Below are 12,728 nucleotides of genomic sequence, written 5' to 3'. Positions count from 1 at the left end.
GCGTAGCTTGAGTACCCATGCCCGCCATCGACCACCCTTTGATCGACCGCTTCCTCGACGCCCTCTGGCTGGAAAAAGGCCTGTCGGACAACACGCGCCAGGCGTATCGCAGCGACCTGGCCCTGTTCAATGGCTGGTTGCAGGACAAAAACCTTGAGTTGATCAACGCCGGGCGTGAGCTGATCCTCGATCATCTGGCGTGGCGCCTTGAGCAGAACTACAAACCACGCTCCACCGCACGATTCCTGTCCGGCGTGCGCGGCTTTTACCGCTACCTGCTGCGGGAAAAGCTCATTGCGACCGATCCCACTCTACAAATCGATATGCCGCAATTAGGTAGGCCTCTTCCTAAATCTTTGTCGGAAGCTGACGTGGATGCTCTGTTGGCTGCGCCGGATCTCAGTGAAGCCATCGGCCAACGCGACCGCGCCATGCTGGAAGTGTTGTACGCCTGCGGCCTGCGTGTGACCGAGCTGATCAGCCTGACCCTGGAGCAAGTCAACCTGCGCCAGGGCGTGCTGCGGGTGATGGGTAAGGGCAGCAAGGAGCGGCTGGTGCCCATGGGTGAGGAAGCGATCGTGTGGGTCGAACGCTACATGCGCGATGCGCGCCACGAATTGCTCGGTGGGCGCCCCAGTGATGTGCTGTTCCCCAGCCTGCGCGGCGAGCAGATGACCCGCCAGACCTTCTGGCACCGCATCAAGCACCAGGCCAAAGTGGCTGGAATCGGCAAGGCCCTGTCGCCCCACACCTTGCGCCATGCATTCGCTACCCATTTGCTCAATCACGGCGCCGATTTGCGTGTGGTTCAAATGCTGCTCGGCCACAGCGACTTATCCACCACTCAGATTTACACCCATGTGGCCCGCGCACGTTTGCAGGACATGCACGCCAAGCATCACCCAAGGGGATAAAACTGTCAGAAACGGCCCAATTTACCTGCTGCAGTCTGCCCCCCGGCCCAACTGTGGTAGGCTTTGCCGGTTCGCAAAGGGGACGACCCGAGTTGGGTTCCAGATCGATATTCTGCTCCCGTCCCTGCCTCTGCCTTCAGGAGTTCCCATGCGCTTGACCCAGATTATTGCCGCCGCAGCCATTGCGTTGGTTTCCACCTTTGCTGTCGCCGATGATGCGGCCGAGCAGACCATTCGCAAGAGCCTGGCCAACCTGGCGCTCGACACCCCGATCGAAAGCATCAGCGCCAGCCCCATGGCCGGCCTGTATGAAGTCAAGCTCAAGGGCAGCCGTGTGCTGTACGCCAGTGCCGATGGCCAGTACATCGTGCAGGGCTACCTGTTCCAGCTCAAGGATGGCAAGCCGGTCAACCTGACCGAGAAGGCCGAGCGCCTGGGCGTGTCCAAGCTGATCAACGGTATCCCGGTGGCTGAAACCGTGGTGTACCCGGCCATCGGCGAGACCAAGACCCACATCACCGTGTTCACCGACACCACCTGCCCGTACTGCCACAAGCTGCACGCCGAGATACCGGCACTGAACAAGCTGGGTGTGGAAGTGCGCTATGTAGCGTTCCCGCGCCAGGGCCTGGGTTCGCCGGGTGACGAGCAGTTGCAAGCCGTATGGTGCTCGGCCGACAAGAAAGCGGCCATGGACAAGATGGTCGATGGCAAGGAAATCAAGGCGGCCAAATGCGCCAACCCGGTTTCCAAGCAGTTCGCCCTCGGCCAGTCCATTGGTGTGAACGGTACACCGGCCATCGTTTTGGCCGACGGCCAGGTGATTCCGGGCTACCAGCCGGCGCCGCAAGTTGCCAAACTGGCACTGGGTGCCAAGTAAGCATTAATCGTCGAGCCTTTGACGATCATGACCCGCCGAACTGTCGACGGGTCATTAATTGAGAGCCGCAGTTGTGCGGCTGTTTTCACGGCCGACCTTGAGTCGGCCGTTTCATGGGGAGTTCTTCAGTGAAACCGGTCAAAGTAGGCATCTGTGGGTTAGGGACCGTCGGTGGCGGTACCTTCAACGTACTTCAGCGTAACGCTGAAGAAATTTCCCGCCGTGCAGGGCGTGGGATTGAAGTGGCGCAAATTGCCACGCGTTCGCCAAAGCCTCAGTACGAAACGACCGGTATTGCGATTACCAACGATGTCTTCGCCGTAGCCACCAACCCTGAAATCGATATCGTCATCGAACTGGTGGGCGGCTATACCGTGGCCCGCGAGCTGGTGCTCAAGGCCATCGAGAACGGCAAGCACGTGGTCACCGCCAACAAGGCGCTGATCGCCGTGCATGGCAACGAGATCTTCGCCAAGGCCCGCGAAAAAGGCGTGATTGTCGCGTTCGAAGCCGCGGTGGCCGGTGGTATCCCGGTGATCAAGGCGATCCGTGAAGGCCTGTCTGCCAACCGTATCAACTGGGTGGCCGGCATCATCAACGGCACCGGCAACTTCATCCTCACCGAAATGCGCGAGAAGGGCCGTACCTTCGAAGACGTACTGGCCGAAGCCCAGGCCCTGGGTTACGCCGAGGCCGACCCGACCTTTGACGTGGAAGGCATCGACGCAGCGCACAAGCTCACCATCCTGGCCTCCATTGCCTTTGGTATCCCGCTGCAGTTCGACAAGGCCTACACCGAAGGCATCACCAAGCTGACCACTGCCGACGTGAACTACGCCGAAGCCCTGGGCTACCGCATCAAGCACCTGGGCGTGGCGCGCAGCACCCCGGCAGGCATCGAGTTGCGTGTGCACCCGACGCTGATCCCGGCCGACCGCCTGATCGCCAACGTCAATGGCGTGATGAATGCGGTGATGGTCAACGGCGACGCCGCCGGCTCCACCCTGTTCTACGGCGCCGGCGCCGGCATGGAGCCGACCGCCTCGTCGGTGATCGCCGACCTGGTGGACGTGGTCCGCGCTATGACCAGCGACCCGGAAAACCGCGTACCGCACCTGGCCTTCCAGCCGGACTCGCTGTCGGCCCATCCGATTTTGCCGATCGAAGCCTGCGAAAGCGCCTACTACCTGCGCATCCAGGCCCAGGATCATCCCGGCGTGCTGGCCCAGGTGGCGAGCATCCTGTCGGAGCGCGGCATCAATATCGAGTCGATCATGCAGAAGGAAGTCGAGGAGCAAAACGGCCAGGTGCCGATGATCCTGCTGACCCACCGCGTGCTCGAGCAGCATATCAACGATGCCATCCACGCCCTGGAAGCTCTGCAAGGTGTGGTTGGCCCGGTGGTGCGTATTCGCGTCGAACACCTGAACTAACCGATTGTTCCAGGGGCCCCGACTGTTTGGCGGCCTCTGTTCGAGAATGTTTTAGAGGAGCCAGTCATGCGTTACATCAGCACCCGCGGCCAGGCACCGGCCCTGAATTTCGAAGACGTCCTGCTGGCAGGCCTTGCCACCGACGGCGGCCTGTACGTGCCGGAAAACCTGCCGCGCTTCACCCAGGAAGAAATCGCTTCCTGGGCCGGCCTGCCGTACCACGAGCTGGCGTTCCGGGTGATGCGCCCGTTCGTTACCGGCAGCATTCCGGATGCGGATTTCAAGAAGATCCTGGAAGAGACGTACGGCGTGTTTTCCCACAACGCCATCGCACCCTTGCGCCAACTGAACGGCAACGAGTGGGTCCTTGAACTGTTCCACGGCCCGACCCTGGCGTTCAAGGACTTCGCCCTGCAATTGCTGGGGCGTTTGCTCGATTATGTACTGGAGAAGCGCGGCGAACGCGTGGTGATCATCGGCGCCACTTCCGGTGATACCGGCTCGGCGGCCATCGAAGGGTGCAAGCACTGCGAAAACGTCGACATCTTCATCCTGCACCCGCACAAGCGCGTGTCGGAGGTGCAGCGCCGGCAGATGACCACCATCTTCGGTGAGAACATCCACAACATCGCCATCGAAGGCAACTTCGACGACTGCCAGGAAATGGTCAAGAACAGCTTCGCTGACCAGAGTTTCCTCAAGGGCACCCGCCTGGTGGCAGTGAACTCGATCAACTGGGCGCGGATCATGGCCCAGATCGTCTACTACTTCCACGCCTCCCTGCAACTGGGCGGCCCAGCGCGTTCGGTGTCGTTCTCGGTACCCACCGGCAACTTCGGCGACATCTTCGCCGGTTACCTGGCGCGCAACATGGGCCTGCCGATCAACCAGCTGATCGTCGCCACCAACCGCAACGACATCCTGCACCGCTTCATGAGCGGCAACCAGTACGTCAAGGAAACCCTGCACGCCACGCTGTCGCCGTCCATGGACATCATGGTGTCGTCGAACTTCGAACGCCTGCTGTTCGACATGCACGGTCGCAACGGCGCGGCCCTGGCCGAACTGATGAGCAGCTTCAAGCAAGGTGGCGGTTTCAGCGTTGATGAGGAACGCTGGACCGAAACCCGCAAGCTGTTCGACTCCCTGGCCGTGGACGATGCGCAGACTTGCGAAACCATTGCTGAGGTCTATGCCCAGACCGGCGAAGTGCTCGACCCGCACACGGCAATCGGTGTGAAGGCCGCCCGCGAATGCCGCCGCAGCCTGGACATCCCGATGGTGATCCTCGGCACTGCGCACCCGGTCAAGTTCCCCGAGGCGGTGGAGAAGGCCGGTGTTGGCAAGGCCTTGGAATTGCCGGAGCACTTGGTCGACCTGTTCGAGCGTGAAGAGCGCTGCACCGTGCTGGCTAACGACCTGAAGGCTGTGCAGGCGTTTGTCAGCCAGCACGGTAATCGCGGCAAGCCGCTCTGATCGATAGTTCGGCCTGAATATTGAGAGGCATCTATCTGCTGTTCCTCTCACATTTGATCCGAATTCATCCGGCAAATATCGCTTTTGCAGTCGGCCAAGCCCGTCCTCGTGACGGGCTTTTTTATTTTGGCGAGCCATACTTGCTCACTTGCCCAATCAAGGAAATCCAATCGGTGCAGGTTTTGATCCAATGGACATGGCGGCTGATGTGCATGCTGTGGCTTACCCAAATACCGGCAGGCCTGGCGGCCGTCAGCCTGCCCTTCAAACTGGTGCCGGCATTTATCCCCCTTGAGCCGTTGCCCCTGGCGCCCGCCGAGCAGCAGTGGCTGGCGACGCACCGACCATTGAAGGTGGGCATTTCCATTGATGACTACCAGCCGATTGATATCACCCGCGACCGCAATCGCTATCAGGGCATCAGTGCCGATTACCTGAGCCTGGTCGGTGCTCGGTTGCAGGTGCCCATGCAGGTACTGGGCTTTGCCGAGCGGGCCCAGGCGGTTGAGGCGCTGCGCAGTGGGGCCATCGATATCCTGACCAGCGCCAATGGCTATGAACGCGATGTCCCCGGGTTGCACTTCACCCAGGACTACATGCCCGATCAATCCGTAGTGGTGTTGCGTCGTGACGAGTTTCAAGACGACGATCTGGCGGGCAAGAAAGTGGTGTTGCTCGACGGCTACGCCAATGTGCATAACGTGCAGGCGGCTTACCCTGATAGCCACATCATGCTTGCTCCCAACCTTTACAGCGGCCTGGAAGCACTCAAGCAAGGCGATGCCGATGCGTTTATCGGCAATGAAGTGATTGTTCGGGCCTATAAGTCGCTGCGGCCTTATCTGGGCTTGCAGATCAAGGAGCAGAGCCGGCTGGCCCCCATCGGTTTTGCCTTCGCCACCCGTGCGGCCGAGCCGTTGCTGGGAGCGATGATGAACCGTGCCCTGGCGAGTATCGACGAGTCGGTGCAGCGCGAAATCCTCGCACGCTGGACCACCGGGCTCGGCGTCGGTTTCAGCGGCGAGCGTGTTGAGCTGTCGGCCTCGGAACGCACTTGGTTATTGCAGCATCCCCATGTCGTGGTAGTGGCCCAACAGATGTCGCCCTACATATTCAAGGACAAGGACGGTCACTGGGTGGGCTTGAACGTCGACCTGTTGCATCGCATTTCGCGCATGACCGGTTTGCAGTTTGTCATCGAAGAAGTGCATTCCACCGCGCAAACCCTGGAGTGGCTGGAAACGGGCAGGGCGCAGATGAACACCACCCTGGCGGCGAATCAGGAACGCAGGGCGTTGCTCGACTTCAGCCACGGTTTTGGCGGCTCCGGCTGGGTGTTTGTCGAACGCGCCGATACGGCGCCGCTGACCGGTTTGAAGCAGTTGGAGGGCAAGGTCCTGGCGCTGCCGGCGCGCCATGTGCTGGAGAATGATATCCGCCAGATGTACCCCCGGATCGAGCTGCGGCTGGTGGACAATTACGCCCAGGCCCGTGAGTTGGTGCAACGGGGTGAAGCGGCCGCCACCGTGCAGACCGAAGTGGAGGTGCAGAGTTATACCGAGGACGGTTTGCGAATCGGCCGCAGTGTCGATGGCAAGTGGTCGTCAAACTGCCTGTCGGTGCGCAAGGATCAGCCTGAGCTGTTGAGCATCCTGAACAAAGCCCTGGAGGCCTTGCCGGTGGCCGAGTTGAGCGCGTTGCGCCTGCGTTGGATCGGCGCCGTGGCGATTCCGTTGCCGGCCTGGCAGCGGGTGCCGCCATGGGCTTATTCGACGGTGGCCACGGCGCTGTTGTTTGTGCTGGTGTCGCTGGTGTGGAACAGCCGGCTCAAGCGCCAGATCCGCCAGCGGCTGGAAGCCGAGCAGCGCCTCAATGACCAATTGGCGTTCAAGCGCGCCTTGCTCGATGGCATGCCCAATCCGTTGTTCGTCCGCGACCTGGCCGGGCGGCTGATGACCTGCAACAAGAGTTATGAACAGCAACTGGCGACCCGGCTGGAGCTGATCCAGGGCCTCACGCTGATGGAGAGCAGGGTCATGCCCGAAGCCACGGCGGCGCGCCTGCACGCAGGACACATGGAACAACTGGCCACGCAACAGCCGTTGTTTGTTGATCGGCAGCTGGAGTTCAACGGCGGCAGCTTGCACGTCTACCAGTGGACCGTACCCTTCTTCGACGCCCAGGGCCGCTTGCAGGGGCTGCTGGGCGGTTGGATCGACATCAGCGAACGCAAAGACCTGGAGCACCAACTGATGGATGCCCGCCAAGCCGCCGACGAAGCGAACTACGCCAAAAGTGCGTTTCTCTCCTCCTTGAGCCACGAGATTCGTACACCCATGACCGCTATCATTGGTTTGCTCGAGCTGGAACAAGAGCGCTGCCTGGCAGGCGGCCAGGCGGTGTCTGAAGCGCTGCAGGTGGCCCATCGTTCGGCACGGGAGCTGATCGCCTTGATGGGTGACAGCCTGGACCTGGCCAAGATCGAGGCCGGTCACCTGCAACTGGTTCCGCAGACCGTCGAGTTGAAGGGCTTTTTTGAAGGCATCCAGCGCCTGTTCGAAGCTACGGCACAAAAAAAGGGTCTGCATTTGACCCTGGCATTTGATCCGGCCGCCCAGGGCTATTACTGGTTCGACCCGCTGCGCTTGCGCCAGGTCATGCACAACCTGTTGGGCAACGCGTTGAAGTTTACCGAGCGGGGGGGGGTCGCCTCAGTGTCAGTTGCCAGCGCGATGAGAACGACGCCGAGTATCTGCACCTTTGCGTCGAGGACAGCGGCCCGGGGATCAGCGCCGAGCAGCAGCCGCGTGTGTTCAAGCCGTTTACCCAGGTGAGCGCATTGACCACGGCGGAACATGGCGGTACCGGGTTGGGCCTGAGTATCTGCAAGCAATTGGTGGAGTTGATGGGCGGGCGCATTCACCTCGACAGCGTGGTGGGCGAGGGCACGGTGGTGTGCATTGACCTGCGCCTGGATCGGGTCAGCACCGATGATGTGCCGGCGACGCCGACCGCAACGTTGCCACCCCTGGGGCGCAGCCTCTCGGTGCTGGTGGTCGATGACCTGGCGGCCAATCGCCTGGTGCTGGCCCAGCAGTTGCAGTTCCTCGGGCATCAGGTGATTGCATTGGATTCAGCCGACGCCGCGTTGCAACGTTGGCGTGAGCAACATTTCGACGTGGTGGTGACCGATTGCCAGATGCCGGGCATGTCCGGGTATGCCTTGAGCGAGGCGATCCGGCGCATCGAAGCCGGGCAACAACGGTCCCGTTGCGCCGTAATCGGTTGTACCGCGAACGCCATGAACGATGAGCTACAACGCTGCGAGGAGGCTGGCATGGATGAGCTGCTGGTCAAGCCTGTGACCCTGGAGCACTGGACCCGTGTGCTGGCCCGCGTGGCGTCGCAGCGCTCGTTCGACATCCAGGCCTTGCGCACCATGACCCAGGCCGACGGGCCGGTGCTGCACAGCATGTTGCAGGAACTGGCAAAGAGCCTGGATCACGAACATGAGGTATTGGCGAGCGCCCTGGCCGAGCGTGACGTTGCGCGCCTGAATGCGGCGCTGCACCGGCTCAAGGGTATTTGCTCGCTGGTGGATGCCCTGCCACTGGCCAAGGCGTGCATGGCCCTGGAAAAATGTGCACGAGAGCAGCGCGGCGCTGAGCTGGAGGAGCCTTGGTTGAAGTTGTCCGAGGCGTTGAAAGTGTTTCGTCGCGACCTGCAGCCCTATCTGGATTGACTGCCGACGCGATGCAATGTGGGAGGGGGTTTGCCCCCAATGGCGGCGGCTCAGTCACAGATGTGCTTGCTGACACTCCCTCATCGAGGCATAGGGATCTACACAACTTTGGTGCGCTGCTGCTCCCTGGCAGCTTATAGCTATATGACTGATGCACCGCGATCCAAGTGTGGGAGGGGGCTTGCTCCCGATGGCGGTCTGAGAGCCGACCAGGATGTTGGATCAGACCGAGTACATATCCGTTATTTAGGTAACGGCGTTTATGGGTTCCGCCCTTACGGCCAGCGTGGTTTAACGGGGCGCCTAAGATCAAAAGCAAGATCAAGGGCGGCTCGCTGCGCATCGTAGTTACCGTCGGCGGCTACACAGTTGTGTAGATACCCATGCTCAGCGGGGGCAGGCCCTCTCCCACATTTGATCATCCCTGAGACCGCATTTAGGACATGTCCTATGGGGCTGTGCGGGACATCTGAGTAGTGTGTCAGCCTCTGCCCCGATGCCGACTCAATGACCCATGCGCTCTCTCAACGTCCTGATCCTCGAAGACAACCCGTTTCAACTGATGGCACTGCACCAGATGCTCAATGCCAATGGCGTGTTCAACGTACTGACCGCCGAGAATGTCGAAACGGCCCGCCAATCCCTGGACAGCAAAGGCCCGGTGGATATCGCCATTTGCGATCTATACCTGGAGCAGGGCGATGGCCTGGAGCTGATCCGCGAATTGGCCGAGCGCCGTCTGGCCCAAGTGCTGGTCCTGCTCAGTAATGCCGAGCCTGATGTGTTGGAAGGCGTTGCGAATATGGCACGGCAGATGGGACTCAAGGTATTGGCGTGCCTGCCCAAGCCGGCCTCGGCAACGTTGATCGGGCAAGTCTTGGCCGACTGCCAGGCGCACTTGCGTCCTGGGCCACTGGTGCTGTCCTGGGAGCGCGTGCGCCAGTTGCTGGGCTTGAGCGACAGCGAGCAGTTGCCGCCGTCGGCCGATATCAGCCAGGTCGCCATCGCGGCGTGTGGCAGGGTCTGGTATCAGCCCATCGTCAGCCAGGCCGGTGTGCTTCAGGGTGTAGAGGCGCTGGCGCGTTGGCAGTTATCGGAAGGCGAGCTGCTGCTGCCTGATGAATTCCTGCCGGTGCTCGAGTTTGCCGGCATGGAGGAGGCCTTTACCTGGCACGTGCTGGAACAGGCGCTCGGCCTCGCGAACCTGGTCATGGGCGAGACCGGCCAAGTGTTGCCGGTAGCGGTGAACATTCCTGGGCGCATGCTCGAGCGAGCGCACTTTCCCCAGGTGCTGCAAGGCTTGCTGCAACTTCACGGCGTGCCCGCCCACAGCCTGACCCTGGAGCTGGTGGAAGCCTCGACGTTGAAAACCGACAGCGCGCATGTCACCGGCCTTCTGCGCCTGCGCATGTTGGGTTGCCAGTTATCTATCGGTGATTTCGGCATGGGCGGCACCAGCTTGCAACATTTGCTGGAATTGCCGTTCACCGAACTGAAGATCCCCCCGGCCTTTGCCTGCGGGATGGCCAATGACGACCGCAAGGCCGCGGTGGTGGCGGGTGCCATGAGTATGGCCAAGCGGCTGAACATCGCCGTGGTGGTCACTGGCGTGGAAACTGTCGCCGACTATCACGCTGTGGGTGAGCTGGGAGCCGCGTGGCTGCAAGGCTGCTTCATTGCCCGACCGATGGATGCCGAGGCGATCAAGCAATGGATCGCATTTCAGGCTAGGCCAGCCCGTGTTCCTGTACATAAATAAACAACGCGGCATCGTTGCCCAGCCCCAGCTTGCGCATGGCGCTGACTTTTTGTGCGCTGACGGTCTGCTTGCTGCGATGCAGGTGTGCGGCGATCGCGCCTACGGTCATGCCACTGGCCAACAGGCGAATCACCTCCAGCTCCCGGGGTGACAGCTGTTCCCGGGAGTGCAGGCGATCAGCGCCGACTTCTCCGGCCAGGCTCAGCGCCTGGCGAATGGTCTGGGCCACATAGGTGCGTTGCTGGCGCACTTGGCGGATTGCCTGCGGCAGTTCATCGGCCAGGCTGGCCTTGCTCAGCAGGCCCATGACGCCCAACGCCAGGATGGAATGAAACAGCCCGGCGTTATTGAGCATGGTCACCACCACAACGGGCAGGTTCGGATGGTGCCGGCGCAGTTGCTCGATCAGGCGCAACCCGTCGGCCTCCGGTTCGGCGGGCATCATGAAGTCGGTCACCAGCACATCGCAGGCACAGTGTTGCAGCAACGCACTGAGAGCCTGGGGTGAGTTCGCCTCGCCGACGATGCTGAGGTGCGGGTCACGCTCGAGCACGGCGCGCAGGCCAATCAGGAAAATCGGATGATCGTCGGCAATGACGACGCGCAAAGGTGTTTCAGACGCGGCTCTCAAGGCAGGCTCCCAGGCTAATTCAGGGATTCTAGCCTGTGAGCGGGTGTTTTTTCTCTGTCATGTTTTCCGTGCATGCTCGTTTCCCTCAAGCAGCGGATTACACAAAAGGTAGAACTTTCTGCTTTGAGCACGGGTCACTTGAATGTCAGCATCTTCGTGACATTTTTGTTTTTCGAACCTTTTTCGAATGATTGAGTGGTGATCGAGATGGAAAGTATCAACCTATTGCTCAGTGAGGCACTGAGCCCTTATCAGGTTACGCTGACCACTTCTGGTGTGCGGGACGACTGCCTGGTAACCGTGAAGAATCCCGGTGGCGCCATTGTGGTTGAACGTGAAGTCGACCGTGGGCAGTTGATCGATAAACGTGCGTTGGTAGATGTGGTGGATTGCCTGCTTCGCGACCTGAAGATCGCCGAAGGGCGTCTGGAACCCTCGGTCATTGCAGCCTTGCGCAACGCCGCCCAGACCCGTGGCGGCGCACTGGCGTGAAACATTATTTTTCTTCGGAACCTTCCTACGGGGCGGTCAGTCAGAGTTGGTATCAGCAAGAGCAATCATTGTGCTCCGGTGTTTGTTGCTTGCTGTGCGGGCCTTTTTTGTAGGCCACGTTTAACCCCGAGTTGTCTCCCCACTGCTCGGGGTTTCTTTTTGCCCGCGATTTTTAGATCGCACCATTCTCACGCAGGCGGGTAATAGCCGCCGCGTCGTAGCCCAGGGCATTGAGCACCACGCTGTTGTGTTCACCCAATTGCGGCCCGACCCATTCGCAGCTGCCCGGTGTATCCGAGAGCTTGGGCACTATGCCCGGCATCTTGAAGTCCTTGCCGCCTGGAAGTTGCGCCTTGAGGAACATTTCCCGGGCCAGGAATTGCGGGTCGCCCAGCATGTCTTCGGCGCTGTAGATGCGGCTGGCGGGCACCTCGGCCTTGTTCAGTTGCTCAACCACCTGGTCCAGCGGCAGCGAATTGACCCAGCGGTCGATCACGCCGTACAGCTCGTCGCGGCGCAGGTCTCGCCCGTCATTGCTGGCCAACTGTGGGTCATTCGCCAAGTCGTCACGCCCGATGGTGGCCATGAAGCGTTTGAAAATCGCATCGCCGTTGGCGCCGATCTGCACATGCTTGCCGTCCGCACTGGTGTGGATCGAGGAGGGGGTGATGCCGGGCATGATGTTGCCGGTGCGTTCGCGAATAAACCCGAATACGTCGAACTCGGGGATCATGCTTTCCATCATGGCGAAGATGGCTTCATACAACGCCACATCCACCACCTGGCCCAGGCCGCCGTTGACTTCGCGATGACGCAGCGCCATCAACGCACCGATCACCGCCCACAGCGCGGCAATCGAGTCGCCGATGGAGATCCCGGTGCGCACGGGCGGGCGGTCCTCGAAGCCGGTGATATAGCGCAAGCCCCCCATGGACTCGCCCACCGCGCCAAACCCCGGCTGATCCTTCATCGGCCCGGTCTGGCCGAAGCCCGAGAGCCGCACCATCACCAGCTTGGGGTTCAATGCGTGCAGGGTTTCCCAGCTCAGGCCGAGTTTTTCCAGCACGCCGGGGCGGAAGTTTTCGATCAGGATGTCGGCGTCGGCCAGCAGTTGCTTGAGGATCGCCAGGCCATCGGGGTGCTTGAGGTTGAGGGTCAGCGACTGCTTGTTACGCGCCTGCACGAACCACCACAACGAGGTACCCTCATACAGCTTGCGCCACTTGCGCAGCGGGTCACCGCCGTCCGGCGATTCGACCTTGATCACCTCGGCACCGAATTCAGCGCAGATCCGCGACGCGAATGGGCCGGCAATCAATGTGCCAAGTTCGATGACTTTCAGACCGGCAAGGGGTTTGGCATTAAGCGACATGGGGATCCTTACAAGCACGGGACGGAGGT

General features: G+C 61.0%; 8 protein-coding genes and 1 pseudogene. 7 read left to right on the top strand and 2 right to left on the bottom strand.

Going from position 1 to position 12,728, the window contains the following annotated elements; translation table 11 throughout:
- The first annotated feature begins 17 nt into the window (after window positions 1-17).
- The 6 genes and pseudogenes from xerD to QZR30_RS20130 all read left to right on the top strand — a co-directional run bounded on the left by xerD (window position 18) and on the right by QZR30_RS20130 (window position 10,204).
- Window positions 18-914, top strand: coding sequence for a site-specific tyrosine recombinase XerD (gene xerD, locus QZR30_RS20155; protein WP_046069403.1), 897 nt, complete (start codon window positions 18-20; stop codon window positions 912-914).
- 148 nt (window positions 915-1,062) lie between these two features.
- On the top strand, window positions 1,063-1,794 hold the full coding sequence (locus QZR30_RS20150; RefSeq protein WP_046069402.1) for a thioredoxin fold domain-containing protein: 732 nt from the start codon (window positions 1,063-1,065) through the stop codon (window positions 1,792-1,794).
- A 128-nt stretch (window positions 1,795-1,922) separates the two neighbouring features.
- A complete protein-coding gene (locus QZR30_RS20145) occupies window positions 1,923-3,227 on the top strand; it encodes a homoserine dehydrogenase (RefSeq protein WP_043046862.1) in 1,305 nt (434 codons plus the stop codon).
- Between the two features lie 66 nt (window positions 3,228-3,293).
- A complete protein-coding gene (thrC, locus tag QZR30_RS20140; protein WP_043046863.1) occupies window positions 3,294-4,703 on the top strand; it encodes a threonine synthase in 1,410 nt (469 codons plus the stop codon).
- A 173-nt stretch (window positions 4,704-4,876) separates the two neighbouring features.
- A pseudogene (locus tag QZR30_RS20135) lies at window positions 4,877-8,445 on the top strand (ATP-binding protein).
- A 514-nt stretch (window positions 8,446-8,959) separates the two neighbouring features.
- Complete coding sequence (locus QZR30_RS20130) at window positions 8,960-10,204, top strand: EAL domain-containing response regulator (RefSeq protein ID WP_056847585.1); 1,245 nt, start codon at window positions 8,960-8,962, stop codon at window positions 10,202-10,204.
- Here QZR30_RS20130 and QZR30_RS20125 read toward each other — a convergent pair.
- Window positions 10,173-10,835 carry a response regulator transcription factor gene (locus QZR30_RS20125; RefSeq protein ID WP_056847586.1) on the bottom strand — a complete coding sequence of 221 codons (663 nt, stop codon included), beginning with the start codon at window positions 10,833-10,835 and terminating at the stop codon, window positions 10,173-10,175. The two genes, QZR30_RS20130 and QZR30_RS20125, sit on opposite strands and share 32 nt — an antisense overlap.
- Before the next feature lie 207 nt (window positions 10,836-11,042).
- Here QZR30_RS20125 and QZR30_RS20120 point away from each other — a divergent pair, with 207 nt between their 5' ends.
- The gene (locus tag QZR30_RS20120) at window positions 11,043-11,327 is read left to right on the top strand and encodes a DUF3509 domain-containing protein (RefSeq protein ID WP_046069398.1); all 285 of its coding nucleotides are present in this window, start codon (window positions 11,043-11,045) and stop codon (window positions 11,325-11,327) included.
- A gap of 172 nt (window positions 11,328-11,499) precedes the next feature.
- Here the strand turns inward: QZR30_RS20120 and QZR30_RS20115 are convergent, their stop codons facing one another.
- A complete protein-coding gene (locus QZR30_RS20115; RefSeq protein ID WP_043046867.1) occupies window positions 11,500-12,699 on the bottom strand; it encodes a CaiB/BaiF CoA transferase family protein in 1,200 nt (399 codons plus the stop codon).
- Window positions 12,700-12,728 lie beyond the last annotated feature (29 nt).

It is taken from the genome of Pseudomonas sp. rhizo25, assembly GCF_031931935.1.
GTDB classification, from domain to species: domain Bacteria; phylum Pseudomonadota; class Gammaproteobacteria; order Pseudomonadales; family Pseudomonadaceae; genus Aquipseudomonas; species Aquipseudomonas synxantha.
The sequence above is the reverse complement of the archived record's forward strand: the minus strand, read 5'-3'. Positions and strand labels throughout refer to the sequence as shown.